32 protein-coding genes are annotated in these 26,104 nt (G+C 53.3%); 22 read left to right on the top strand and 10 right to left on the bottom strand.

Annotated features, from left to right (window positions below; all coding sequences use genetic code 11):
• Positions 1-19: 19 nt before the first annotated feature.
• From gpM to HF679_RS08260, 17 genes are all read left to right on the top strand, one after another.
• Positions 20-877, top strand: a complete 858-nt coding sequence (gpM, locus tag HF679_RS08335) for a phage terminase small subunit (RefSeq protein ID WP_187042846.1) — start codon at positions 20-22, stop codon at positions 875-877.
• Positions 878-989: 112 nt separating this feature from the next.
• Entirely contained in the window at positions 990-1,505 is a 516-nt protein-coding gene (locus tag HF679_RS08330; protein ID WP_048024509.1) for a head completion/stabilization protein, read from the top strand.
• A complete protein-coding gene (locus tag HF679_RS08325) occupies positions 1,505-1,705 on the top strand; it encodes a tail protein X (protein WP_004131559.1) in 201 nt (66 codons plus the stop codon). The genes HF679_RS08330 and HF679_RS08325 overlap by 1 nt, the downstream gene beginning before the upstream one ends.
• A complete protein-coding gene (locus HF679_RS08320) occupies positions 1,696-1,980 on the top strand; it encodes a hypothetical protein (protein WP_004213110.1) in 285 nt (94 codons plus the stop codon). Before HF679_RS08325 ends, HF679_RS08320 begins: the two co-directional genes overlap by 10 nt.
• On the top strand, positions 1,977-2,522 hold the full coding sequence (locus HF679_RS08315; protein WP_187042845.1) for a lysozyme: 546 nt from the start codon (positions 1,977-1,979) through the stop codon (positions 2,520-2,522). The genes HF679_RS08320 and HF679_RS08315 overlap by 4 nt, the downstream gene beginning before the upstream one ends.
• Positions 2,523-2,542: 20 nt before the next feature.
• Positions 2,543-2,863 carry a DUF2570 domain-containing protein gene (locus tag HF679_RS08310; protein WP_261803014.1) on the top strand — a complete coding sequence of 107 codons (321 nt, stop codon included), beginning with the start codon at positions 2,543-2,545 and terminating at the stop codon, positions 2,861-2,863.
• Between the two features lie 55 nt (positions 2,864-2,918).
• Positions 2,919-3,044, top strand: a complete 126-nt coding sequence (locus HF679_RS24860; RefSeq protein WP_261802992.1) for a hypothetical protein — start codon at positions 2,919-2,921, stop codon at positions 3,042-3,044.
• A complete protein-coding gene (locus HF679_RS08305) occupies positions 3,045-3,512 on the top strand; it encodes a phage tail protein (RefSeq protein WP_187042843.1) in 468 nt (155 codons plus the stop codon).
• Positions 3,509-4,144 (top strand): phage virion morphogenesis protein, encoded by a 636-nt coding sequence (locus HF679_RS08300; RefSeq protein ID WP_187042842.1) that lies wholly within the window; start codon positions 3,509-3,511, stop codon positions 4,142-4,144. The genes HF679_RS08305 and HF679_RS08300 overlap by 4 nt, the downstream gene beginning before the upstream one ends.
• Positions 4,141-4,728 (top strand): phage baseplate assembly protein V, encoded by a 588-nt coding sequence (locus tag HF679_RS08295; RefSeq protein WP_134936710.1) that lies wholly within the window; start codon positions 4,141-4,143, stop codon positions 4,726-4,728. Before HF679_RS08300 ends, HF679_RS08295 begins: the two co-directional genes overlap by 4 nt.
• Complete coding sequence (locus HF679_RS08290) at positions 4,725-5,075, top strand: GPW/gp25 family protein (RefSeq protein ID WP_187042841.1); 351 nt, start codon at positions 4,725-4,727, stop codon at positions 5,073-5,075. Before HF679_RS08295 ends, HF679_RS08290 begins: the two co-directional genes overlap by 4 nt.
• Before the next feature lies 1 nt (position 5,076).
• A complete protein-coding gene (locus tag HF679_RS08285) occupies positions 5,077-6,000 on the top strand; it encodes a baseplate J/gp47 family protein (protein ID WP_187042840.1) in 924 nt (307 codons plus the stop codon).
• Complete coding sequence (locus HF679_RS08280) at positions 5,990-9,019, top strand: phage tail protein I (protein ID WP_187042839.1); 3,030 nt, start codon at positions 5,990-5,992, stop codon at positions 9,017-9,019. The genes HF679_RS08285 and HF679_RS08280 overlap by 11 nt, the downstream gene beginning before the upstream one ends.
• A complete protein-coding gene (locus HF679_RS08275) occupies positions 9,016-9,228 on the top strand; it encodes a hypothetical protein (RefSeq protein WP_187042838.1) in 213 nt (70 codons plus the stop codon). The genes HF679_RS08280 and HF679_RS08275 overlap by 4 nt, the downstream gene beginning before the upstream one ends.
• Positions 9,228-10,325, top strand: coding sequence for a phage tail protein (locus HF679_RS08270; protein ID WP_187042837.1), 1,098 nt, complete (start codon positions 9,228-9,230; stop codon positions 10,323-10,325). The genes HF679_RS08275 and HF679_RS08270 overlap by 1 nt, the downstream gene beginning before the upstream one ends.
• Before the next feature lie 72 nt (positions 10,326-10,397).
• The gene (locus HF679_RS08265) at positions 10,398-10,601 is read left to right on the top strand and encodes a hypothetical protein (RefSeq protein WP_187042836.1); all 204 of its coding nucleotides are present in this window, start codon (positions 10,398-10,400) and stop codon (positions 10,599-10,601) included.
• A gap of 71 nt (positions 10,602-10,672) precedes the next feature.
• Positions 10,673-13,828 (top strand): SIR2 family protein, encoded by a 3,156-nt coding sequence (locus tag HF679_RS08260; protein WP_187042835.1) that lies wholly within the window; start codon positions 10,673-10,675, stop codon positions 13,826-13,828.
• Between the two features lie 144 nt (positions 13,829-13,972).
• Here HF679_RS08260 and HF679_RS08255 read toward each other — a convergent pair whose 3' ends face one another.
• The 6 genes from HF679_RS08255 to HF679_RS08230 are packed head-to-tail and all read right to left on the bottom strand — an operon-like array spanning position 13,973 to position 19,626.
• Positions 13,973-14,440, bottom strand: coding sequence for a phage tail protein (locus tag HF679_RS08255; protein ID WP_187042834.1), 468 nt, complete (start codon positions 14,438-14,440; stop codon positions 13,973-13,975).
• Between the two features lie 15 nt (positions 14,441-14,455).
• Complete coding sequence (locus tag HF679_RS08250; RefSeq protein WP_187042833.1) at positions 14,456-17,431, bottom strand: phage tail tape measure protein; 2,976 nt, start codon at positions 17,429-17,431, stop codon at positions 14,456-14,458.
• A complete protein-coding gene (locus tag HF679_RS08245; RefSeq protein WP_058343229.1) occupies positions 17,418-17,576 on the bottom strand; it encodes a GpE family phage tail protein in 159 nt (52 codons plus the stop codon). Before HF679_RS08245 ends, HF679_RS08250 begins: the two co-directional genes overlap by 14 nt.
• Entirely contained in the window at positions 17,576-17,893 is a 318-nt protein-coding gene (locus tag HF679_RS08240) for a phage tail assembly protein (RefSeq protein WP_152305845.1), read from the bottom strand. The genes HF679_RS08245 and HF679_RS08240 overlap by 1 nt, the downstream gene beginning before the upstream one ends.
• A gap of 45 nt (positions 17,894-17,938) precedes the next feature.
• Positions 17,939-18,454: a phage major tail tube protein gene (locus tag HF679_RS08235; protein ID WP_187042832.1), complete on the bottom strand. Its 516-nt coding sequence runs from the start codon at positions 18,452-18,454 to the stop codon at positions 17,939-17,941.
• Between the two features lie 2 nt (positions 18,455-18,456).
• A complete protein-coding gene (locus HF679_RS08230; RefSeq protein ID WP_187042831.1) occupies positions 18,457-19,626 on the bottom strand; it encodes a phage tail sheath family protein in 1,170 nt (389 codons plus the stop codon).
• 154 nt (positions 19,627-19,780) lie between these two features.
• Here HF679_RS08230 and HF679_RS08225 point away from each other — a divergent pair, with 154 nt between their 5' ends.
• The 3 genes from HF679_RS08225 to HF679_RS08215 all read left to right on the top strand — a co-directional run bounded on the left by HF679_RS08225 (position 19,781) and on the right by HF679_RS08215 (position 21,721).
• A complete protein-coding gene (locus tag HF679_RS08225) occupies positions 19,781-20,920 on the top strand; it encodes a phage late control D family protein (RefSeq protein WP_163461364.1) in 1,140 nt (379 codons plus the stop codon).
• 43 nt (positions 20,921-20,963) lie between these two features.
• Complete coding sequence (locus HF679_RS08220) at positions 20,964-21,215, top strand: ogr/Delta-like zinc finger family protein (protein WP_004213128.1); 252 nt, start codon at positions 20,964-20,966, stop codon at positions 21,213-21,215.
• A 263-nt stretch (positions 21,216-21,478) separates the two neighbouring features.
• Positions 21,479-21,721, top strand: a complete 243-nt coding sequence (locus HF679_RS08215) for a DUF333 domain-containing protein (RefSeq protein WP_123753967.1) — start codon at positions 21,479-21,481, stop codon at positions 21,719-21,721.
• Positions 21,722-21,731: 10 nt separating this feature from the next.
• On the opposite strand, the gene HF679_RS08210 is transcribed toward HF679_RS08215, so the two are convergent.
• Entirely contained in the window at positions 21,732-22,079 is a 348-nt protein-coding gene (locus HF679_RS08210) for a DUF488 domain-containing protein (RefSeq protein WP_123753968.1), read from the bottom strand.
• Entirely contained in the window at positions 22,066-22,575 is a 510-nt protein-coding gene (locus tag HF679_RS08205; RefSeq protein WP_123753969.1) for a DUF523 domain-containing protein, read from the bottom strand. Before HF679_RS08205 ends, HF679_RS08210 begins: the two co-directional genes overlap by 14 nt.
• 184 nt (positions 22,576-22,759) lie before the next feature.
• Between HF679_RS08205 and HF679_RS08200 the strand changes: the two genes are divergently transcribed.
• Positions 22,760-23,452 (top strand): CTP synthase, encoded by a 693-nt coding sequence (locus HF679_RS08200; RefSeq protein WP_154143670.1) that lies wholly within the window; start codon positions 22,760-22,762, stop codon positions 23,450-23,452.
• A 61-nt stretch (positions 23,453-23,513) separates the two neighbouring features.
• On the opposite strand, the gene HF679_RS08195 is transcribed toward HF679_RS08200, so the two are convergent.
• Entirely contained in the window at positions 23,514-24,701 is a 1,188-nt protein-coding gene (locus HF679_RS08195; protein WP_187042830.1) for a CynX/NimT family MFS transporter, read from the bottom strand.
• Between the two features lie 97 nt (positions 24,702-24,798).
• Here HF679_RS08195 and HF679_RS08190 point away from each other — a divergent pair, with 97 nt between their 5' ends.
• Positions 24,799-25,593: an AraC family transcriptional regulator gene (locus HF679_RS08190; protein WP_187042829.1), complete on the top strand. Its 795-nt coding sequence runs from the start codon at positions 24,799-24,801 to the stop codon at positions 25,591-25,593.
• On the opposite strand, the gene HF679_RS08185 is transcribed toward HF679_RS08190, so the two are convergent.
• Positions 25,577-26,023 carry a DUF441 domain-containing protein gene (locus tag HF679_RS08185; protein WP_123753972.1) on the bottom strand — a complete coding sequence of 149 codons (447 nt, stop codon included), beginning with the start codon at positions 26,021-26,023 and terminating at the stop codon, positions 25,577-25,579. The two genes, HF679_RS08190 and HF679_RS08185, sit on opposite strands and share 17 nt — an antisense overlap.
• Positions 26,024-26,104 lie beyond the last annotated feature (81 nt).

Raw genomic sequence — 26,104 nt, 5'->3', positions numbered from 1 at the left:
CGCCCAGGAGAATGAACCCATGCTGACACCGGCACAAAGACACTTTCAGAAGGTCATGGCAGAGAGGCGGGGCATCAGTGATGAGCGTGACGCGGAGACGCGCACCGCGCATGAGCAGATCCTCTTTCGCCTGCATATGCATAAATCCTCGCTGAGCCAGATCCAGTCCCGCCAGGCGAAGGCTGCTGTAAAGGCCAGCATCCTTCCTGAGTTTCAGGGATGGATTGACGGAACTATCGAGGGCGACAGCGGACGCGCCGATCCGGTTATCACTACGCTGATGGTTTGGGCGGTGGACTGCTCCGACTATGCACTGGCGCTGCGCATCGGGCGCTATGTCGTTAAGCATGGCCTGAGCATGCCGGATGACAACTATCGCCGCCCGGCACCCACGGTGCTGACCGAAGAAATCTGCAATCCCATTCTGAACCTCGCCACCACGGACGCCGGAGCCGATTTGTCAGGCTATATCGCCATGCTGGACGAGCTGGCCGACATTGTGGCTGACAGTGACATGCCGGATGAGGTCCGCGCGAAGCTGTGCAAGGTGAGGGCGTTTTGCCGTCGTGACACGGAAGACGCGGAAACCAAAGGCGAAGCGTTGAAGCTCTTCCGGGAGGCCATGAGCCTGAACCCGGGCGCAGGCGTGAAACGGGAGATCGCCTCTCTGGTCAGCGCTTTGAAGAAGGCGCCGCAGACCAGCGTGACGGGCGATGATGCCGTCGATGAGACTTCATTCAGCGGCGCCACCACAGTAGAGACACCCGCAGCGGAAAAAACAACGCGAACGCGCAAGCAGGCGAAAGCGGCGACGGGAACAAAAGCCGCTACCCGCAGAACGGCGGCAAAAAAGACAACGAAAATAGCCACAAAGTAAACGCCTGAGCGTAATGAACTGGCCCCGCGCCACAGGCGGCGCGTCCGGCGATCTGCCCGTAATGCGGTCTTTTTACCGGACGCCCACCGCCTGACCTACCGGAGAAACGACGATGAGTTTTATCGCACAACGCCCCGTCAGACCTGCTGAAAGTGATGTGACAGACGTGGACGACGGCGGCGCACAGATTGCCATCGGCACTTTCTGGCCGACGGTAAAACTCCACGATCTGCGCCTCGCTGCCCGCATCGCCGGTGACATTACAACATCGCGATTAATGCATATGGCAACGGAGGCCGCGCTGCATGTCGCGGATCAGCTGAAAGACTGGCGTAAGCAAAGAGAAGCGGAAGGCGCTGAATCGCTGGCTTCTGTACTGCTGACTTCCGCCGGTGAACCTGTCGAGCAGATTAACGGCGAAAGCGCAAAAGTTTATCGCTTCCGGCGCGCGGTCTACTCCTTCACGCGCGCCAGCGTACTGGAAGGTTACAGGGACGTCGGCACCACGCCAAAGGGCGACAAGGATGCGGAGGCCCTGGACAGGCAAATAGACGATCTCTGGCGGGACGGGCGCTGGAGTATTTCAGATATCCGGGAAGAAGCCCGTATCTATGCGGAGTTGTTCTGATGAAAGTCAGGGCGCTGCAAAACGACACGGTTGATCAGCTCTGCTGGCGTCATTACGGCAAAACCGCAGGTGTCACGGAGAAGGTGCTCGAAGCCAATCCGGGACTGAGCAACCAGATTTTTTTGAATGCCGGGCAGGAGATCGAAATGCCCGTGATAACCAGCGAGGTGGAACGGGTAACCGTCCAGTTATGGGAATGACTCTGGATCGTATTAACGAATATTTTGCGTTTGCAACATCCGCCCTGGTGACCGGTGTGGGCGTGATGACCGTCAGCGAAAAGCTGGCGCTGGCTGGCCTTCTTCTGGGGATTGTTTCCGCCGTCCGGCTGGCGATTCATCGCCGCCGCATTGAGCAGGCCAGCCAGCGCCGCAACGACTTGATCGAGCAGATTCTCCGCCAGGCTGAAACCCGCAACCTGTCGGACCGCGAACGGCAGCTGCTGGAGCAACTGCACGGAGACAAACCGGCATGAAGAACATCATCAAAAAATGTTCAATTGCGGTGATTGTGGTCCTGGGCATTTCGCTGGCGCCCGGGAGCGTCAGAACGTCGAAAGAAGGGCAGCAGAAGATCGCCGGTTGGGAAGACTGCCGCAGCACGCCTTATTACTGCACGGCAGGGGTGCTGACGGTGGGCATTGGTTCCACGGGTGGCGTGGAAAACCGCGAATACAGCAACCAGGAAATAGCGCGGCGTTGGGTTAACGATCTGCAACGGGCTGAAAACTGCATCAATAACAATTTCCACGGTGCCGACATGCCGCAGCTCACCTTTGAGGCCATGACGGATGCGGCCCTGAATCTGGGCTGCACCGGGCTGATGTGGTTCACCGATAAGAACGGACGCAAGCAGAGAACCACGATCTGGAAGCATGCCCAGGCCAGACAATGGCCGCAGATGTGCAACAGGCTGACTGATTTTGTCTATGCGGGCGGTAAGCGCTCCCTCGGGCTGGTTAACCGGCGTAATGATTTTAAAGCCTGGTGCCTGCTGGGCCTGAGTACGCCGTCATGAGGGCGGGCAGTGTGATTGTGATGCTTATTCTGCTGGCCGCAGTCTGGTGGCAGACCGACCAACTGATCGAGGCCCGCACCCTTAACAAGCTCCTGGCTGAAACGGCGACCGGTTACGACCAGGTCATTCAGGAAGTACAGGCGACCGCGATACAGACCCATAAGTTACTGGCAGAGGTAAAAGCACGTGAGCAACAGCGTAATGCAGAAGGGGAGCGACGACGCGAAGCAATGCAGGCCGCATTCAACGGTGACACGTGCGCTGTTAATCGTGTGCCTGACGCTGTCAGTCGCAGCCTGCAAAAACGCACCGCCCGCACCGGTCATTCAACTGATCCGTGAACCCGTCCCGGAGAGCCTGACCGAGGAGACACCATCACCGGCGCTGGATGAGCCCGTGACATGGGGCGCGGTGGCGATATTCAGTGACAGGTTGCTTGATGCGCTTGATTCCTGCAATGCCGACAAAGCAGCGATCCGCCAGTGGGACAGTCTGCGCCAGAACACCCGTAAGGAGCCATAAATGCTGAAGATAAACACACTGCGTGCCGCGATCGAAAAGGCAAATACCTGGTGCCGGGCGAACCCGGAAGCCTGGACGGTGTTCGTTGAAGAGGGCGGCATTGAAACCACCGGTGAAACGTCGTCTTTCATGTATCGCTATTCTCTGGTGCTGTTCGTCATGAACTACGCCGGGAGCATTGACGACTTCACGCTGCCGCTGATGGCCTGGCTCTGGTTTAATCAGCCCGATCTGCTGCTGAACCCCGATAAAAACCAGCAGATTAAATTCACCACGCTGATTAACAACGATGACACCGCCGATCTGATGTTTGAGCTGCCGGTGCGTCAGCGGGTACTGGTGCAGCTGGATGAAAACGGTGTGCCATATGCCGAGCATTTGCCGGAGCCGCGCCCGCGCGTGCTGACACCTCACGCAACTGGCTGGGGGCTGGTATTTGAAGGCATGCTTCAGGAGGCCGGAGCGTGAGCGATCGCATGTTCAGCGGGCTGGATAAAATCTTTCAGGACATTCTCGACGGCGTCAGCCCGGCGGGGCGCACCCGTACCGCGCGCAAAATTGGCCTGGCAGTGCGCCGCAGTCAGCAGCGCCGCATCGCGTCACAGAAAAACCCGGACGGCAGCGGCTATGCCGTGCGCCGTCGTAAGGTTTACCGCACCCAACAGGGGATCAAGTTCGTCTGGAATAACGAGGTGCGGGCGCTGAAAAACTGGCGCGGCGGGCGCGGTAAATATGGCCGGACGATCACAGGGTTTGATGAGAAACGCCGGGATATCCGCATATTTTACCGGGCCGATATCGAGCGCTATCTGGAAATTAAAACCCAGCCAACGACGCAGGCAGTGACCAAAAAAACGCCGATGTTTACCCGCCTGCGCACCCTGCGTTTTATGAAGGTCAGACCGGACGCGGGCGGCGTTACCGTAGGATTTGATGGCATCGCCGCACGCATTGCCCGTATACACCAGTACGGCCTCAAAGACGAAGTTGGCCCGGGTGCTTATGCGCAGTACCCGGCACGCGAACTGCTGGGCATGACACCGGCAGATCTGGTAGCTACGGAAAATGCCGCTATCAGCAGCCTGGGAGGTGAGTCATGAACTCAGAACTGATGCGCCTGCTTGAAAATATTCTGCGCCAGGGCGTGGTGGAGCAAATCAGCGCTGATGCAAAAGCGGTACGTGTTCGCTCCGGCAGGCTGCTGACGACCTGGATCCGCTGGAACGTCACGCGTGCAGGAGCATTCACCATCTGGTTGCCGCCCTCTGTCGGTGAGCAAGTTTGGATCGGTTGCCCTGGCGGCAACCCTGAAAACGCGTTTGTGATTGGTTCGGCATACAGCGCAGACAACCCGGCAACGGGTAGCAGCTTGCTGGAAATCAGCATCACCGCACCGGATGGCGCGCGCCTGCACTACGACGCTGCCGACGATGCCGGAGCACTGGCCGTGACCGGCATTAAAACCGCGTTTATTCAGGCAGAAACCCGCGTCACGTTAGACACGCCGGAGGTGGAATGCACAAAACACCTCAAAACGCGCTCTTTCGAACTGACCCATGGAGGGACGATGGCCGGTGATGTGATCCACTCCGGCGGCGTGTTGCAGTCAAACGGGATCATCGTACATGAACATAAGCACGGTGGCGTGCAGTCTGGCGGGAGTACCACGGGAGGTCCGCAATGACAGCAAGTTATACCGGGATGAACCCGGATGGCACCGGCGTGCTGACCGATCACGATCAGCTCTGGCAGTCCGTGACAAAAATCCTGACCACGCCAACCGGCTCCCGTGTGATGCGGCGAGACTTTGGCAGCGCGATCCCTGATTTGCTCGATGCGCCGCAGAACGCCGTCACCCGCATGCAGCTGATGGGCGCCACCGCCATTGCGCTGGCGCAGTGGGAACCGCGGATCAGCCTGACCACCGTCAATGTGATGTTTTCGGAAACAGGCGCAGTGACCGCTGAGCTGAGCGGCACCATCACGGAAACCATGACAGAAACCAGCAACACCATCAGGTTAAGGAGCTAGTGTGCAAACGTCTGTCGATTTATCTCAGATCCCGCAGCCTGATATCGTCGAGGTGCCCGATTTTGAAACGGTGCTGACTGATATCCGGGCGCTTATCGTGGCGGCCATGCCTACGGAACAACAAGCTTCTGTGTCTGCTGCGCTGCTGCTGGAATCTGAACCGATGGCAGCACTGGCTCAGGCGTTTACATACCGCGAGATCCATCTGCTGCAACGTATCAATGAAGCCGTTCGCGCGGTGCTGCTTTCGAGCGCTCTGGGGGAGGATCTCGATCAGGTCGCGGGTAATTTTGACACGGAACGCCTGCTGATTACCGAAGCCACCGACGAGGCGGACGCCATATACGAAAGCGATGAAGAGCTGCGCGCCCGTACGTTGCTCTCATGGGCGCGCCTGAGCACGGCTGGCGCCCGTAATGCCTATCACTATTTTGCGCGCGGGGCTGATGCGGATGTACTCGATGTTCGCGCCTATGGCCCGGAGACGCACGACCAGGAGGGTCGCGTTTTCCTCTACGTGTTGTCACGTACCGGGGATGGCACCGCCCCGCAGGTTCTGCTTGATAAAGTGCTGACAGCAGTGAACCCGGAGGATGTGCGTCCGATTACGGATTACGTGGCCGATTATGTCCGCTCCGCTGTGATTGTGAATTATCAGGTGATCGCTGACATTTATGTCCCTTATGGCGTGGACACTGCCACGGTGCTGGAAAATGCCACCACAGAACTGAACGAATACACCGCCTCTGTACATCTCATCAATGCCACCGCCGCACGGTCCGGCATAGATGGGGCGCTGCATCAGGACGGCGTTGTTACCGTCGATTTGCATTCACCTGCCGCCGACGTCGTGGCGATGATGGGAGAAGCGCCTCATTGCACCGCCGTCAAAATCAATCTTGTGGTGATGGACCATGACCGCTAATTATCCCGCCAGCATTCTGCCACCCAACGCTACCGCCGTAGAGCGGGCCATCGACAGGGCCAGCGCCGCAGCGCTGGCGAGTCTGCCAGTACATCTGATCCGCTGGGTGAAAGATCCCGACAGCTGCCCGCTGGCGCTCCTGCCGTGGCTGGCGTGGGAATATCAGGTTGATACCTGGAATATTGACTGGTCAGAACAAAAGAAACGCGATGCGATCAAGCGCGCGCATTACATCCATCGCCATCGCGGCACGGTCGCCGCTGTCCGTCATGCCCTGGTAGACAGTCCTTTTGGGACGGATATTGTTGAATGGTTCAATCAGAACCCGAAAGGGGATCCGTATACCTTTCGCCTGAACGTGTATCAAAACGATCTTCCGGTGACGGAGTATGACCAGCAGGACCTGAAATTAGCGGTGTTGCGTGCCAGGAACCTGCGCAGCTGGTTTTCCGTGCATGTGTTTGGCCGGCTTCAGGGAACCTCATATGCGGCCGGGTACATGTACGCCACCGAGAAAATCACGCCTCGCTTTGTCCCGTTGCAGGTGATTTTATCCCGCTACGAGCTGAATCTGGCACCGGGTGACTCGGAAACGGTCACGGTAACCATCCTTCCTGAATACGCGGAAGATAAAACCTTTACGGTAACCACATCGGATAAAACAATTGCGACCGCCCGGATTGTCGATGGCGCCATTGTGGTCATGGCCGTGGAGCGGGGGAGCTGTTCGGTCACCGTCACCACCACTAACGGCGTTAGCGCGGTGATCAGTGTGAAAGTGGTTGCGGTGATGAAGTTCGTCACCCGGATCGATAATGCAAGCCGTCCGCTGTTCTTTGTTCGCATGGACGAAGATTTCACCGTTGACTATGGTGACGGCATCGACAGCCGGGAGTATCGCCTCGATCCGGCCAGTGCCATTTATGGCTGGGTTGTTCCGACCCGTGAACTGGAGGCGGGCAGGGAATACACAATAACGGTCAAAAATACAGAAACCGCCAGCTTTCAGCGGGCTATGGGGAACGTCTCCGTGACGCTGAACACCGTCCGTGAAATTATTTATGTCACCGGGAATCGGGATAATCTCACCTCCTTTTCTTCAGGCGCGATAGGGCTTGTCAGAGTACATGCCGGGGCGTTTGATGATCTTCCGAAAGTGCAGAGCTGCACGTCCCTATTCAGGGATTGCACCTCACTGGAAGAATTACCGTCGGGGCTGTTCTCACGCCTTACTACTGCCACAGATTTCACCTCTGCATTCTACGGCTGTACAGCCCTGGCCATCCTCCCTGATGGGCTGTTTAGCGGCCAGACTGCGGTGGCGCACTTTATCTCTGTTTTCGAAAAATGCACCGCTCTTACCAGTACCGGAAATAGTACATTCAGTGGCTGCGCATCTGCGGTCAGTTTTAACAGTGCATTTGATGGCTGCACGGCGCTGTTAAGTGTCGGGGCCGGGGTATTTAAAGGGTGCGTTTCAGCCACATCCTTTTCGTACTGCTTCAGGGGCTGCCGCAACCTTCTGGCGTTGCGTGGCGACATGTTCGCTGATGTTCCGGGGGGTATTTTCACAGGCGTATTCCAGAATAGTGCCGCGCTGACAGAATTACCTGCCGGCCTGTTTCATGCCTGCTCTGAGGCGAGTCATTTTGGCGGCGCGTTTAGCGGCTGCTCACAGCTCCTGTCTGTTCCCGCTGAATTGTTTGCTGGCCTGTCAAAAGTGACATATTTCGGGACGGTCTTTTCTGGTTGCAGTTTACTGAAAACAGTCGGCGCTGGCTTGTTTGCCGGGTGCAGCCTGGCGCAAACATTTGCCTCTGCGTTTTACAGCTGCCGCTCCCTTGAGACCGTTGCTGATGATATTTTCAGCGGTTGCGTCAGTGCGACAACATTCGCCAGCGTATTTTATGGTTGCAGCAGCCTGACGGCACTCCCGTCTTTTGCTGACTGCACGAAAGTTACCACTTACTCATATGCTTTCGCCAACTGCGAATCACTTATCAAAGTAGAGGCCGGCGCTTTTGCCGATAAAGCGCTGGTGACGACATTCGTTTATGCATTTCTGAACTGTCATTCTCTGGTTTCTGTGGGGGAAGGGGCATTTCGTGGATGTAGTGCGTTAACCAGCTTGGGCTACACCTTCTCCGGCTGTCGCTCACTGGTTTCCCTCGCGGGAGATATGTTTGCTGGTTGCGGTAAAGTGACAGCCGTCGAGTTCCTGTTCAATAAGTGCTCCGCGCTGGTCGGGCTGCCAAAAGAACTGTTCAGCGACATGGTATCCCTGAAAGGCATGGGATCCACATTCCAGGACTGTAGCGCACTGATCGCGTTGCCATCCGGCCTGCTTGCGGGTTGCGTCAATCTCACTTCGTTAACACTGACGTTCTCCGGCTGTACCGCGCTGGCAGTATTGCCTGCGGATTTACTGGAGCATAACACCCTGCTGACCAGTGCTGGATCAACGTTCTACGACTGCACTTCACTGGCGGACATTCCGCCTACGCTGTTTGCATCTTGCCCACTTATCACCGCGTTTGGCGCGACGTTCCAGAACACTGGCGTGGCGGAAATACCGGAAAACCTGTTCAGCGGCAACCCGCTGGTGACAGCTTACGGCCAGACCTTCAGGGGATGTAAAAACTTGCGTTCAGTGCCTGCGGGGCTTTTTGCCGCCAGCGTAAATGCCACGGTGTTCACGAATCTCTTTGCGGAATGTCGCTCGCTGGAAGTCGTTGGGGCGGGATTACTCAACACCACAGCGGTCACGACCGTGGGTTATCTGTTTGACGGCTGCGCGTCATTACGCAGTGACGTCAATGCGATTTTTAATCTTGCGAGCTACCCGAATATTGTCACCACCACGGCCATATTCAGGGGCTGCGCATTGCTGACCGGTAAAGGATTGGTCTTTATGGCCAAGGTGCCAAATGTCACTGCGCATTATTACGCGTTTTATTCCTGCGCAGATCTCGACGATTACGACGATTTACCCGGCAACTGGATAACGAATAAATTATGAAGACATTCAATCAATTAAAAAGCTTGATCGACTTTTGCCAGACCGACGATTTTTTCCTGGAGCATCTGAACAGGCTCCAGGATGCTGGCGTAATTTCGATTGATGAAGGCGATATTGATACCGCCAGTAGGGTCGTCAGCGATGATTTTTATGACCGCCTTGCCGGCGTGTACGGCATTGAGCCAGAAACAAAAAATGAGGAGGCATAATGGCCGCAGGACTGACACTAACGACGGCGGGCGCCGCTGAAATCGAGGCTGCGTATCAGGCGGGTGAGGTTGTGGATATTACCGCAGTGCTTATCGGCGATGGCGGCGGCGTGACTTTACCGACCGATCCAGATGACCTGGCGGCGGTGACGGCGCTTTTTGGTCAGTTTGGCCGTGAAACCTTTGACTCTAATTCAAGCTTTGAGGGATTTATCAGCGGTCAGATTGTTATCAACTGCCGGGATTATCCGGGTAAGACGCTCAGAGAGGCGGGGCTGGTCAGCGCTAAGGGTACGCTCATCGCTTACGGCGCATACCCGGCGACATACCTCCCGGCGCAATCAGATTCCATTATCAAAGAGATCATTTTGACGCTAGTGCTGACGCTGACACACAGCTCAAATGTGCAGCTGGTTATCGATCCGACGCTAGCCACCTTAACTCAGGAGTCAGGCGATAAACGTTATTTGCGGCGCGAGCTGAACCTCTCGGATCTAACTGATGCTGAAGAGGCTAGGGAAAATCTGGAGCTGGGCAACTCGGCCACGCGGGACGTTGGCACAGAGGCGGGAACGGTAGCCGCAGGAAATGACTCACGCATTATTGGCGCATTGCAAAAAGAGAAAAACCTGTCCGATCTGAGCAATCCATCTGAGGCGCTAAAAGCTCTGGGGCTGGGCAGCGATGGGGACGGATACAAGGCTATTGTTGACGCTATTTTTTACGTCGGGATCGTCATCTCAGGAGAACAAAGCCCGGCGACTCGTTTCCCTTGGCAGACATGGGCTGATTTAAGCGAAACCTTTGATGGAAGGGTTGTGCGGATCGGCTCTCAATACGGCGCGACCGGCGGCAGTAACAAGGTGAAACTCGAAGCCGATAACCTGCCTCCCCACTGGCATCGTTCTGGTGACAGATCACCTGGTGCCACGTGGGATCCGAATACAACTCATGGAACAGACAACCAGAAAAGCGGCCCGCTTGCGCTGACTGAGGGAACCTACATTGATGCAGCAGGCCTGACTGAGTCCACAAACAAAGCGGTAGATGTGACTAACGAATACTTCACCCTATGCATGTGGCAACGTGTGACATAAGAAAAATACTATTTGCACTAACCCGACAGTTAGCTATATGTATTCACAGGTGAACGTCAATGTGCTTTCTTTATGAGAAGTAATCAAATAGAAAAAATCGGCTTCATTGAAGCAAAGCAATTTGGAGACGACGGTGGGTTAAGCCGAGCATCAGTAAGGTTGTGGTTGTTTTTTGAACAGGCGAATCAATTTGATAAGGATAATTTCAATACTTATGATTTGGATAAAAACTATATTTATCATGATGATAAGTTAAGGTTTGCGTTTCTTGCGTAAAAATTATTGATAAGCTAAGTATATAATATGTATCGTTATTGAATTGTCTTTATAGTAGGGAGTACTGAATTATGCAACTAGCCTCTGACAAAGCTCTATTAAGTGCGATAACAAGAAGTAAAAAACCGATCACTATTTTAGTTGGTTCGCCAATTTCGGCTGCTGATGGACCTGGTTCAAATGGTGTTTCAACAGTTTCAGAAATTGTACAAATGATTGAGGATGTTTTAAAAAAAGAACAATTATTCGAACAGTACGAAGAGACTATAAAAGCAACGAATACAACGGAGCGGTACCAAGAAGGATTTGATTTTATAAAGGATTATCTTAGTCAAGATGAAGTTAATGATATTATAAAAAATGCTGTGTTAAATGCTTTTAATCCGGACTTGAATTTATGGAATATTCCGAGAGGATTGGATGCACTGTGTGAAATTATATCATCAGAATCGTTAAATGTTACTAGTATAATAACAACAAATTTCGATCCATTAATTGAGGAAGGGTTGAAAAAATATAACATCATTCCCTTAAAAACCATCCTTCATAGTGATGGCAGTCTTTCTAATTTTAATGGTGATATTCCTCGAAGTATACCTGTCATTCATCTGCATGGTTTCTGGGAGGGGGCTGATACACTTCATACACCAAAGCAACTGACAACAAAACGTCCTCAATTGAAATCATCTCTATTGCAGTTGTTAAGAGATACCACCTTGGTAGTGATCGCTTACGGTGGATGGGATGATATATTTATTGAATCACTTCAGGAAATAGCATTTGATAACAGTGCAAATACCGATGTAATCTGGGCATTCTTTGAGAGCAATGAGGATATAGTTTCAAAGAAATATGACAAGTTGTTTCTTCGTGTCCGTAATATACATTTGAGAGGAAGGTTTAGACCATACTATGGAATAGAGTGTAATGATTTTTTTGCTAGTTTAAAAATGCATCTCATTCCTATGAATACACCATCTGATGTAAAAGAAATATCAAATATTGAGAGTAATGAAAAAAATATATTTGATGCGGTTACGACTGAGATTAAAAAATCAATGGAGAATATAAGGGATGGGGAGAGCGGGGCTTCTCCTTTCGAACCCATGTCACTAAAGCGTTACCCGGCACACAAAAATATAAGATTGGTTGAGCAGTCGCAATTTTCAGATGACATTAAGGTTTCTCGAGTTGTTTCTCTGGTCGCAGATTGGGGGATGGAGAGAAATGGCTTCTTATATACTCTTAAAGAGAATCCGGCAAATCCATTAAATTTAAAAACAATCTATAATATAAATGTTCAGGGCTGTACAAGTCTGGATGATATCGACAGTAAATTTAAGGAGAGGTTTGGGCATGGGTTACACACTTTTGTTGTGCTGGCAGCTGAAAGGAATGACATAGCAATACTGTTTGAAGAAGTAACATCACTTGAAAATATAACTTGGTTTAATGATTACGATAAACTGCTTAAGGTCTTACTTGATTTTATCCCCAATATTCTGATTATTAATAGTGGCGATTCATCATTAGTGAATTTAGAGTATCCTATAATTTCATTAAAACCTTTATCTGAGCCTGATATAAAATCCTTTATTATGGAGCATCCCGATGGCGATAAAGATTATCTGACGCAATCATATTTTGATTCTATAGTTCGTCTTTCCGCAGGGCTGCCTACTCGTTTAAATAATATAATATTACAGTTAAAAATTAGTGGTATTGAAACTCTTATAGAAGACGAATACAATCAACGTATTGATTTTGATGAGTTTAAAGATGATGATCCTATTCCTCTTCGCTTGAAAGAATCTTTGTTAAATTATATCAGTAAAAAAGATTCTACACGACACTATGCTTTATTGAAAGTATTGTCAATTCTTCAGTATGGTGATACATATTCGAGGCTTAAAAGATTCAATCCAAAATCACCATTTACGACATCGGATTTTTTAGATATTTCTAACTCTGGTCTTATTACAACATCGGAGAAAATAATAGTATTAAGTGAAAGAGGGACAAAAGAGAAGGAGCCAGTACATGTGATAAACCCCTTGGTAGGTATATATATAAGACAGGATGTTGAACGTGATGAATATTTTTCAATTGTCAGGAAGTATCTAGACCTCACTTTTGGTGATATGTGGATAACTGGAGATATTAAGTTTAATCAATCATCCTTACGTTATTTACAGGATGTAAATAAATCAGGGCCAGGAAATGCACATATATTGATTTGCGCCTATTTGCGATTTGCTGTCGAAAATGACATGAGGCGAGAAATTAAGGCTACCTTTAACTTGGCATTGGCTTTTTTTAAGTTTTTAGAGGATAATAAGCGTTACAAAGATCTTATATTCTCAGCGACGGAAATAAAAGCCTTAATTAAAGAGTCCTCTGAAACAATTGCTTTAGGTAGGTTACACTTCTCTTTGTCGAAAGGGCTAAGGATGCTTGGGTATAGAATAGAGGCTGTTGACGAGATGTTACTAGCGTTAGAACAACCTAGTCTATTCCAGAAGCATGAAATTGCCACTGCTAATTTACAAATAGCATTATCTTACTCAAACGCTTCAGGTCATGAAATTGATGCAATAGAGTATGCTAACGAAACCAAAAAACTGAGTAAGCCTGACTCACCGACATATACGCATGCTGAATTAATTTTAGCTGAAAAATCATCTGGCGAGACGAAATTATTACAGTTGAAGAAGGTGTTGAGAAAAGCCGAAAAATATAATTTTAGTGTCATTAAAAGTCAGGCGATTTTGGAAATTGCAAGGCATCAAGATGATTATGAAGAAAATGAAAAATTGTATAGATCTGCGTTGCTTAAACTAGATGATACTTACTCGATGTATAGTGTTATTATTGCTAGGAATTTGTCTTTTTTAGATAGAAGTATGGTTGAAAGTATTACTGATTCAGATATTAATATTTTGTGTGTTGCTTATTCATATTTTTACACGCAAAGAATAGATGTGCAGCTCAAAAAAACACACAGAATACTTTGGGCAGTTTTTGTCGATAGAAAAGATAACGATAGCCTTGTTAAGATGTTTCGTTATAGCTCCTTTATCTGGCGTTTAAATAATGACCATGAATCAGAGGAAAGATATGCGAGCCTGCTTAATATTATAGAATTTAATAGGACTGATTCGTACTTAAATGACTTGATAAAATACGCCAGAGTAAGGATTAAAATACTTAAAAATGCTTTGTCTTGATATTTTTGGGGAGGGAGCCTCCCCAGCATCTATTGGTAGTGCATTCAATTATGTTAAATGTTAAATAATGGTGGGTTGAATTTTTGGTGGTTTTGGCAGAATTATTAAATTGTTCTCGATGTGTGCTGGCTGTCATGAAACTAACTAATGAATCGCATTAAATTCTGTATCAAAACCATCCTTTAGTGTTGCCATCAGTTCACTCACAGAGGCACTTTGCAGCCGCTCCCTGATATCTTCATCAACCCTCTGTAACGAAAGCGTGAACTCAATTTTTTTCGCCTTACCGTAACGATCGAACTCTTGGTGCGTCTCCTGTAAACCCGTAATGACATACATCCCGTAAATAGAGCCGACACCATCAATCAGCGGCCAGGCAAGCCCGGTGTAGGCCATTGTCGAGACGGCACCCAAAGACAGATTGCCCCCTGTGATTTCAGGATACAGCAACCCACCCAGCGTCAGCTGGTTCTCACCTGCGCCAACGTACTGCCATTTTGCGCTACGGCCCACACGATCATTCTTGACGTGCCGCCAGTTACGGGACAGCTGCAATTGCTGATAGGGCAGTGTCCTGAGTTCAAATACAAAAAGTCCGAATACCATCATCATATTTATTACTCCTAATTAATCGTTATCCCGGAACGAACCTCGTGCAGCACGTTGCTTTTTATCAATTTCCGCGCGGACAGCCTCGCCAACAAGTCGTGCTAGTTCGCGCGGATTGCTGCTCTGAATGTCATGCAGATGAACATGAATATCACCGGAAAAACTATAACCTGAAGCCGCAGCCGCCGTGTGGGTGCTTTGATTTCGGCGTACCGGTTGCCATGCCTGCGTATGTTTTATCAATGGTTCGCCAGCGGCAATAACCGGGCGAGCGCTGACAGACTGGCGGACAAGCTTCGACTGCTGCCATTCACCACGCACAGCAAAGGCTGGAGGGAGATTTTTAAATACAATGTCACCCGGCCCGATACGTTTGCGCTTTTCCTCATCTAAAAGGCCTTTGGTGTTATCCGCGATTTGGCCCAGCCGCCGCTCTGTTCCAGAGTTGCCCCCGAGCACATTGGGCGGCGGGGCGCTGCCTTTGCTTGCAGGCTTTTCAGATGACCATTGCCACTCCCTTTTAACCATGCGCCCGGATTTTTCATCCCATTCCCACATGACCGGAATAGCCCTGAGCCTTGCCGCTTCCAACCTGGCTCTTTCAATGCCATCGGGGATGAGATCGAGTTTTTCCAGCAGCCAACCAACGCCTTCCATTAATTTCTGAAGTGGCCAAAGCAGTACGCTAAGGGCAGCACCCAGAACCTCTCCAAAGGTCTGCCCGGCGCTGGCGCATTTGTTCAGCGCCTCGCGACTTTCTTCAACAGGGGTCAGTAATTTCCTGAACCAGTCCCAGATTTTTTTGACACCGTCTCCAATGACACCGAATACGGGAGACAGCCTGGAAAATGCAGCTCGTACGGGCGCCAGTCCTTGGATCACACCGGTAAAAAAACCATTAAAGAAGGCTTTAATCGGTCCCCAGTATTTCCAGATCAGTACCCCAGCCGCCACGAATGCAGCACCCAGTAAACCGATTGGGCTCAACAGGAATGACAATCCACCGCCCAGAGCCGTAATTCCACTTTTCACAATACCGAGTAGAGCAGGGATCCCGGTTAGCCGCAGCGCCAGCCCGCCAACGCCTTTTGACAGGGCGTTTATCACCGTCCCCGGAGAGGTAAAGGCGCCAAGTAACGCGCCGCGCAGTGGTACCATCAATCTGGTTAATACGCTGGCGCGTCCAGCCAGACCGCCGAGTAAAGCACCCCATCCGCTAATTTTTGCCAGTGAAATGCCGCCCACAGCACTCAATATGCGGAACGCTGATACCGTACCTTCGATTCCGCTCCCGCCAGACAGCAGCGCAAACCCCAGCCTGAGCTTTGCAAGCGGCCCCATCAGCAGACCAGCAGCTAATGACAGACCGCCAATTACTGCGGTTAGTGCCAGAGCGGTACCACCGGCAAGTAACAACGTTCGTGAAAGTCGGGGGTTTTCTTCTACCCAGCTTTGAATGCTGCCAATAACCCGGCTAAGCCCCTGTGTCAGTCTGCGCAATGGGCCGTCCACTGTCTCAGCCACAGAAATGCGAAACGCCTCCCAGGCGCTGTCCAGCTCCTTTAAATCGCCGCCAAGGTTGTCTTTCTTCTTGTTAGCGACGGCGAGCGCCTCCTGGTTTTTATGGGCTTCAGCGATTTGTTCATAGAGTGACTGAAGGTAGCCATCACCTGCGCCTTTGACCAGAGACTGAAGGCCGGTAAAACCTTCCTCACCGGCGATGTCTTTGAAAAAGGAAACCTGGTCCACATCACCGAAACGGGAGACACGCTTTTGTAGATCGAGAAGAATATCGAACGGGCGACGCATCTTCCCGCTTGCGTCGGCGGTTTCTACACCCAGCTCTTTAAGCGCTCTCTTTGCTGCCGTAGTAGGGGAGGCCAGTCGGGAGAGTGAGCGACGCATTGCCGTCCCGGCCTCGCTGCCACGGATACCCACCCGCGCCAGTGTGCCGGTCATCGCCGCGGCTTCTTCCAGGCTAATCCCAAGTCCTGCCGCTACCGGCCCGACAACTTTCATTGTTTCGCCGAGGCTGCTAAGCGTGGTGTTGGTACGGGTAAATGTGCCTGTCAGCACATCGCTGACGCGGTCCATTTCCCCGGCGTCGAGGGCGAACTGTGAAAGAATATTTGAGCCGATGTCTGCCGTTTCACCCAATTCCATGCTGCCCGCCAGTGCCATATTGAGCACACCTGGCAGGGCGGCACGGATAGCATCAGGCGTGAAGCCCGCCATTGCCAGAAAGGCCTGGCCGCTGGCGGCGTCGCGCGTGGTGAAGGCGGTTTCAGCGCCGAGTTTTTTTGCCTGAGTACGCAGGGAGGACAGCTGTGAATCACTTTTATCGAGCCGCGTCAGCGCCTGAACGTTTGACATTTCCTCATCAAAACCAACCGCAGGCGACAGGAAGCGTCCGGCGCCGTACCCGGCAGCGGTTGCTGTACCTAATGCTATAGCACCGCCAGAGCGCAACTTTCCGGCCATCTGCTGTGCGCCCTCATAACGTTTTCGGGCCTGAGTCACCGCAGCCAGCTGGCGCTTTTCCCGTTCAAGCGACTGACTGAGCTGATCGGTACGGCGTATCGCGTTACCGATAGTGGCACTGCTGCCGGAGAGCATCACGCCATGCTGACGTAACGCCGATGCGCTTTCTCGAAGGCGAGCAACTTCCGTCACGCGTTTTGCAGTCAGTCGGTCGAGGCGTTCACCCAGCCGGGTCATCAGTACCTGCTGTTTTTCTGTCAGCGTCCCGTTTTTACGTTGTGCTTCTGACAAGCCATCAAACCGGTTACGGACTCGTGAGATTGAACGATCGGTTTTGCCGACGGCAGCGGTCATTCGCTGAAAAGTGGCACTGCTCTTATCGAGTCCTTTCAGGGTGGATTGTGTTTTTCTGAGGGAGTCGGAAAGGCCGCCCGCGCTCTGGCGGGCTGCATTAACGGGGCGGGTAAACCTGTCGATCGCGCTGAACGCAACGCGGATATCAAGACTCTTCATCACTGGCACCACTTCGAAGCGCCGCCCGCTTGCGCCAGGCTATCACCTCGCCAAGATCCATGCCGAAAATTTCAGAGGGCGGCCAGTTAAAAATAACGGCAATATCAGCAACCAAATCGTCAATCTGGTCAAACGCAACGGTAATTACTCGCTCTCCGTCTCCGCCCCGTTCGACGCTCCAGGCTCCGGCGGATTCAAGAAAGGGACCAGCAGCTCTGCCAGCCCGATAAAGTCCAGAGTGTGCATCTCGTTGATTTCTTTTTGTGTCAGCGCAGGCGCGGTGACACGCGTCAACAATGTTGCGATGGAGTCTGCATCCATGTTGGCAACCCGGATAAGATTCAGGCCGCGCAACGATCCGGCCTGACTGATGGCGCTGGTGATTTCCACCTGACCGATCTCACTGTCTTTACGAACTACTGGCTGCATAAGCGTGAACAGGTTTTTAGTTTTTTTAACCATGTTAAAAATCTCCGGGCGGCATCTTTGCCCCCCTCTGAAAGATGATTAATTGCCCATGCCAAGGGCGGAAGTGATGCGGTCCGGGAACATGTTCTGACCGTTCTTTTTATAGATGAAGTTCAGCAGGTCGATTTCGATAATGGGCTGATCATCAATGGAGAATTTGTAGTAGGTGGATTTAAAGGTGTAGCTTTCCTCCGTATCTTCCCCCTGTTTTGAATCTCCACCATCGAGTTCAGTAAATCGCCCGCGCAGCTCCACCTCGACAAGCTGGCTTTCGCCATCAGTGAAATATTCACCGGCAAAGCGCAGTCGCGTGCCGTCAATTTCTGCCCCGTATTCGAGAAACAGAGCCTTAATGACGCCGCCAAAAACAACGGTGGAATCCAGTGCGCCAGCATCAAGGCCGAGATCAACCCCGACCGCGCCCAGCATGCCACCGCCCTGATAGTCCTCTACCTTTCGTGACAGTTTGGGCCGGGTGAAGGAGGTTACTTTTCCCAGATAGTTGTCGCCGTTAACAAAGCAGCTAAAAAGCCGCAGTTTGTGAGGAATAGCCATTATTAACCCCCGAGCGACGCGAACGCCGGTTCGTAAAAATCATCAGTAAAGGTCTGGTATAGCGTCAGATCTTCAAGCGGTGGGACCGGGCTGTAGCTATAGCGCACAATCAGTTTTCCCTGGCGCAAATCCGTGGTGCCGTTGTCCAGCGTATCAAACCAGCAGTCAGCGCCGATAAGCTGGCCGGCAGTGACTTTTTTGCTGAGAGCAGAGCGGATGCCGCTTACCACATCTTTCACGTTGGCCGGAGTGAGCGGGCTGTCAACAGAGGTAAATTGCGCCTCCGCGATACTGTCCGCCAGGATCTGCGCGGTACGGGTGAACACCTCGAAAGTGTAGGTTTCGGTGTCCGTGGTGCGGTTACCCCAGAAGCGGAAACCGTCACGCTTGATAAGCGTCGTGATTTCGTTGTTGTTAAGCTCGTTCGCGTCGCTGTCTTCTGCCTGTAATGCCCAGAAAACATCCTTCGAAATACCGAGAACGTTATTCACCACAACATTCGACAGCGATTTGTGCCAGCCCTGGCTGTTATCGATAGCGGCGCGCAGGCCGCAGGCGTAAGCCGGGGCGGGAAACGTTTCGTTATCATCCGTCAGGGGGTTGTAAGCGATAAAGTCAGGCCAGATCAGCATCAGCTCGCGGTAAGCGAAGGTTTTGCGATAAGCAATAGCCTCCGCCATGGTCGCGCAGCCGTTACAACCGGCATAAACAAAAGCCCGAAGATTCTGGGCAATCACGCAAAGCTGTGACGTTACCTCCTCGGTGTCGTAGTCCGGTACCGCCAGGATGCGCGGACGATAGCCGGTTTTGGCTTCCGCCGTCAGCAGGGCATACATTCCCGTATAGCTGTCGCCATCTGTTCCGCCAATAACGGCCTGGGACTGGCTGGCGCCGTTACCGGAAGCCTCTTTAACCCGGACAATCACAACGCGCGGGCTGCACTGATCGGAAATGGCTTTGAGGGCTTTGTAAAGTGACCCGGTTTTACCTGCCTTGCCGAGGACGTTACGTACCCGTGTCAGCAGAACCGGCGTATTGAGCGGGAAGGTTTCCGGATCGGCGTCATCAGCAACCGCAACAATACCAATCACGCTGGAATCAATGTCATTGATTGCCTGCTGTAGGTCGGTATTTTCGCGAGAGCGGACGCCGTGAAAACGAGTTTCAGACATAAGTTCACCATCATGTTGCTCTTTGAGTTCAGGGCAATATTCAACGTTAAGTCTGCTGGCGTCGCCTGGTTGCCGGTCTGCCCGCTCGCTGACAACAAAAAGGGATTCAGCCCCGCGCGCGGGCATGGAATCATCAGCAAAAAACGGGGGAGTTATGTCGATAGCAGACACGCTGACAACAACAGCCGAAGCGTATGTAGAAAAATTAAGTGAGGTCGTAAAGACACCGGATTTTAGTATCACGCTGGGTGGGGGCGTCCTGACTGAACTGGCCGACCGAATCACCTCGCTATCTGTTACAGATAACAACGGTTTTGATGCTGACCAGCTAACTCTGTCAGTAGATGACTCTGACGGAGTAACGGATTTACCCCCACGCGGTGCGGAGCTGGCGGTGTCCATCGGCTGGCTGGGTGAGGCGTTGATCTACAAAGGCCTCTACACCGTTGACGAGGTGGGGCATAGCGGGCCGCCGGATGTTATTGACATCACCGCACACAGTGCTGATTTTCGCGAAGAGATGAACGTCAGGCGGGAGGTGTCCTGGCATGATGTGACGGTAGAGCGGGTGGTATCGGCCATAGCCCGGCGTTATGACCTGATGCCGATGATTAGCGAGGCCCTGATCGACATTGAGATCGACCATGCGGATCAGACCGAAGAGAGCGACATGTCGTTTTTAACGCGCATGGCGGAGATGTTGGGGGCTATTGCCACCGTGAAAAATGGCTGTCTGCTGTTTATCCTGCCTGGGGGCGGCCTCAGTGCATCCGGTAGGGCGCTGCCATCGGCTGAGATCACCCGTGCCAGCGGAGATCGTCACAGGTTCCGCATTGCCGATCGTGATGCTTATACTGGTGTGCGGGCGTACTGGCTGGATCTTAATTTCGGTAAGAAAAAACCGGTCAAGGTCACTAAGCGAAAAACAAATACTGCCAGAAAAAAGGCTGAGGAGAAAAGCAGCCGCCCGGAAGGGGATTACATGGAGGGCGCTGAAGGTAACGTGTATGTTTTGCGTAAAACCTATCAGAACGAAACGGCGGCCAGGCGCGCAGCTGCGGCAAAATGGATACAGCTCCAGAAAGGCGCGGCACAGTTTTCGATAACCCTGGCGCGCGGCCGCGCCGATTTATACCCGGGTATGCATCTGACCGTGTCGGGCTTTAAGCCTGAAATCGATACTCAGGATTGGATAATTGCCAGAGCGGAACATGTGATCGGTGATAACGGATTTACCACGAAAATGGAGCTTGAGGCGAAAATAAGCGACTGGATTGCAGAAACTGAACAGTAGCGGCCATAATAGGCGTGAGTTCAACTCCCTATGGGAGATCATCATGTTTGTTTGTCCCTACTGCGGCGCAAACGCCCGCACCCGCACCAGCCGCCGGTTAAGCGAGTTCACCATCCGGCAATACCATCAATGCCAGAATCTTGAATGTAGCGAGTCATTCACGACACTTAACACCGTAGAGCGCAGAGTGACGAAGCGCTCAACCAGCGCAGATCCTTTGCCGCCAGGATTTATCCCCGGCGATGCTTTCCCGGCTTCTCATTACGGGAACAGTCAACTTAGTCTTGCAGTATAAAAATAGCCCCCTGGAAAGGGGGCTATTCTTGTCAATGTGGTCGATATGTGGACATTTTTGAAATAAATCCTTTTATTTCAATTTATTAAATCCCAAAAAAAAGCCCCGTCGGGGGCGACGGGGAAAAACTCATTGATTATGGAATGATCTGTTCTCTGGTCAGTTCGAGAACAAGGCTACTCTACCGGGCAAAAGTGTAGGTAAAATGGAGAAACCATGAAGAATCAGGGCGAATACGCGCTCTGTACAAAAAAGGAACCGACATGAAGTGGATGACGATGATGCTGCCGCTGGCCCTTGCCGGCTGTGCTCAGCAACAGGATGCGCCGCCACCGCCGCAACAGATTGGCATGGCCAACCCGGCTGCCGTTTACTGTACGCAGAAAGGCGGAACGCTGATCCCGGTGCAAACTCCGCAGGGTGCGCGTTCGGACTGTAAACTGCCAGGCGGCGAAACAATCGACGAATGGGCGCTCTGGCGTCGCGACCATCCTGACAAATCCTGATGAACCGCTATCAGGCCAGCGTCTCCAGCCACTGGGCCAGCACCAGCGCATGGTTTTGCCGGGTATCTTTGGCACCATACAGCAAGGTTAACGGCTGCTGGTGAGCCAGCGTGGCGAGGCGCAGTCCCTCGTCACGGTGGGTGTCGAGTTCGTCGCGATATTGCTGACTGAAATGGTTAAAGTCGATCACCCCGCCGTGCAGCGCTTGACGTAGCGCCGTGGACGGGGTGAGCGTTTTACACCACTCATCGTGCAGCAGGGCCTCTTTTTTGATCCCGCGGGGCCAGAGTCGGTCCACCAGGACACGATAACCATCGCTGGGGTCTGCCGGATCGTATACTCGTTTACAATGGATCATCGTTGTTCTCTCTTGCCGCCATCCAGGCGAGGAGTTGGGGTACCTGCCCGTCGGAAAACACCGTAATACCGTGCTCGCGCAGCAGGGCGGCGGCGACGCCTGAGCCCGGCTTTCGCTGTCCGCTGAAGGTGCCATCATAGATAAACTGACTGCCGCAGGTTGGGCTGCCATCGGTTAATAACGCGGCATCGCAACCGGACTCCTGGGCGGCCCGCAACGCCAGCCAGGCGGCCAGCTGATAGTGCGCCGTGACATCCTGACCGCTGCTTTCAACAATTTGCGCCCGACCCTGCATTACCTCTGCTCCCTGGGCGCTGACAATTTCGGCAGGAAGCCGCGGAGTCGGCAGCCCGGCGGCCAGCTCCGGGCAGTGGATCACCAGCCGGTTATCCTGCTGCCAGCGCGCCAGCATCCCGGCAAGCTGCGCTTTTCCACTGCCGTTATAACGCACCTGAAACCCCATCAGGCAGGCGCTGACCAGAATCTTGCTCTTCATACTTCGTCCGCCGGTGTTGTTCTGCGCTATACCATAACGCCTTCAGCTGGAAATTACCCGCAGGAAAGCGCCCCAAAAATGGCAGGAGGTCCGCGCAAAAATAGGGATTGTGTTCTGCGCCCGAGATCGCTAACCTGAGCGTCCTTGTGTTGCCCGAAAATCGCTATGACATAAGGAACCTGCTATGAACTCCCCCCTGCGTATTGCCCTGGTTGGTGACTACAATCCTGACGTGATTGCCCATAAAGCGATCCCCCTTGCTATCGATGATGCCGCCGCCGTCATGGAACTGCCGGTACGCTATGACTGGCTGGCAACCCGCGATATTCACGATGCCGATGCGCTCGCCGACTACGATGCGATTTGGGTGGTGCCCGCCAGCCCGTACCAACACGCCGAAGGCGCGTTTACCGCTATTCGATTTGCCCGTGAAAACAGCGTGCCGTTCCTCGGAACCTGCGGTGGTTTTCAGCATGCGATTATCGAGTATGCCCGCAATGTGCTGGGCTGGCAGGATGCGGCGCATGCGGAAACCGACACCGAAGGGCGGATGGTCATTGCGCCATTAAGCTGTTCGCTGGTGGAAAAAACGGACACGATTGAACTGCGCGCCAACACCCTGATTGCGCGCGCCTATGGCCGCGATAATATCGAAGAGGGTTACCACTGCAACTACGGTATCTCTGAGAGCTTTGCGGCTGAACTGGAGCAGGGCGATCTGCGGGTTACCGGCTGGGATGACGAAGGGGAAATCCGCGCGGTGGAACTGGTCACCCATCCGTTCTTTGTGGCGACCTTGTTCCAGCATGAGCGTAACGCCCTGGAGGGCCGCCCGTCGCCGCTGGTGCAGGCGCTGTTACATGCGGCGATCCATTAACCTCGCCATCCGACGTGAAGATGCCGCCAGCATGCTGGCGGCTTAGCAGGAGAGTGGCGGGTTATCCGGCTATCTCCCGGTTACGACCGGCGAGGGCGCCAAACACCGCCATCACCACCGAAATCAGCGCCACGGCGAGCAGCGGAATCTGCCAGTTGCCATTGGCGTCATGTATTCTCCCCATCAACGGTGGCCCGCAGGCTGCCAGCAGATAGCCGACCGCTTGCGCCATACCCGACAGCGCCGCCGCCTGATGCGCGGAACTGGCGCGCAGACCAATAAAGGTCAGTCCGAGGATCATCGTTGCACCGGAACCAAACCCAAAGATCAGCGTCCACAATACCGCTTGTCCGGGCCAGAACCACAGGCCGCCGGCGCTGATGGCGCACAGTAAAGCCACCAGAATCGCAATCCCGCGCTGATCTTTCAGCCGATGGAGGATCAGCGGAATCGCCAGGCCCGGTACGGCGGTGGCCAGTTGCAGCAAGCCGTGCAGGGAGCCTGCCTGCGCTTCGCTATAGCCGAGGCTCTGCAGGATGGCGGGCAGCCAGCCAATAATCACGTAATACACCAGCGAGTTGATGCCGAGGAATAGCGTCACCTGCCACGCCAGCGCCGAGCGCCAGATCCCGCGATTATGCATCGCGCCGGAGCCGGTCAACGGCGCGACCGACGGCTTACGCGATTGCGGCAGCCAGAACAGCAACGCCAGCAGCGGGAAGATCATCAACATCAGGAGCGCGCCGCGCCAGCCATAGCCAGCCATGGCCAGCGGGACCACCATCGCCGAACCCAGCGCCGCCGCACCGCCCATGGTGAGCGAATAGGCCCCGGTCATTCGGGCAACGTGCTGCGAGAAATCGCGCTTGATTAAGCCCGGCAGCAGAACGTTGCCCAGGGCAATACCGCAACCGATGATCGCCGTCCCGCCAAACAGCAGGAAGGTTGAAGGCAACGAACGCAGGCCGATACCGAGGCAAATCAGTATCAACGCGACCAGCAGGCTACGTTCGATGCCGAAGCGTCGGGCGACGCCGGCAGCCAGCGGCGAGATCAGGCCAAAGGCCAGCAGCGGCAGCGTGGTGAGCATCCCGGTTTGTGCAGTAGTCAGCGCATATTCAGCGCGAATGGCATCCAGCAGCGGGGCGGTGCCGGTAAAGGTGACCCGCAGCGTGGCGGCAATCAATAAAATACCGGTAATCAGCAGCAGATTGCGGCGGCCGGTAGCAGAAGATAAAACAGAACTCATAACGTTCTCTGGCGAATAAACAGGGCGCTTACCATAGCGCGTTTGCTCGCTGTTTAAATCAAGCTAAAATGACAGATTATCGCTAATATCGGACAAAATGATGATTGGACTCGGTCTCGACGGCTACGACCCCGACAGCGGTCACGAAGCGGCCCTGGCGTTTCGCATTCAGGTGGTGGAGGATGAGCAGTTTATTGCGCAGCATCAGCACCGGAAAGGCCAGCTGATTCTCGCGCTGCACGGCGCGCTCACCTGCGAGGTGGAAAACGCCATGTTGATGGTGCCGCCGCAGTATGCAGTGTGGGTTCCCGGGCTGATGCCCCACAGCAACCGCGCCACGCCCGGAGCGCAAATCAGCTTTCTGTTTATTGAGCCTGAGGCGGCAGCGATGCCGCAGCACTGCTGTACGCTAAAAATCTCGCCGCTGGTCCGTGAATTGATTCTGGCGCTTGCCGCCCGGAGTGGGGCGGAGTTAACCCATCCGACAACTCAGCGGCTGGTTCAGGTGTTATTTGACGAGCTGCCGCAGCAGCCACAGGAGCATCTGCAGCTGCCGGTTTCCGCCCATCCGCGGATCCGGCAAATGGCGGAGGTGATGGCGGTTGATCCGGCGCGCTGGCAGACTCTGGGGCAGTGGGCCGCAGAGTTTGCCATGAGCGAACGCAACCTGGCGCGTCTGGTGGTGCGAGAAACCGGGCTGAGCTTTCGTCGCTGGCGCCATCAACTGCAGCTGATCCTGGCCCTGCAAATGTTGATTCGCGGCCAGACGGTGCAGCAGACGGCGCAAACCCTCGGCTACGACTCGACCACCGCCTTTATTACCATGTTCAAAAAGGGGCTGGGGCAGACACCAGGACGCTACCTGGCGAGCCTGACTACGACTTCCCGATAAACAGCGAGATAATCCCGGCGGCAATCAGCGGACCAACCGGTACGCCACGGAACAGCGCCACCCCCAGCACCGTGCCGACCAGCAGCCCGGCCACCAGTTGTGGCTGCGAGCCCATCAGCGCCACGCCGCGTCCGCCGAGCCACGAGACAAACACCCCGACGGCAATGGCAAGCAGCGATTTCCAGTTCACGAATGAGTGCAGGAGCGTCGACGGCGGCAGGGTGCCGCTGGCAATCGGCGCCATCACGCCAATAGTCAAAATGATAATGCCGATCGTCAGCCCCTGTTTTTCAATCCACGGGAAAAAGACGTTGAGCGGGGTCACGCGGACGATAATTAACACGAGGATAGAAATGGCGACGGTGGTGTTATGGCTAACAAAACCCAACGCGGCCAGCCCCAGCAGAATAAACAGGGTGGTATCGAACATAAAAAGGGATCCTTGCCAACAGAATAAGCCTGTCTACTTTACGCGTAATAGCGTGAGTAAACAGGCTTTTTTTACTTTCTG

This window comes from Enterobacter sp. JUb54 (assembly GCF_014298075.1).
Taxonomy (GTDB): domain Bacteria; phylum Pseudomonadota; class Gammaproteobacteria; order Enterobacterales; family Enterobacteriaceae; genus Klebsiella; species Klebsiella lignicola.
The sequence above is the reverse complement of the archived record's forward strand: the minus strand, read 5'-3'. Positions and strand labels throughout refer to the sequence as shown.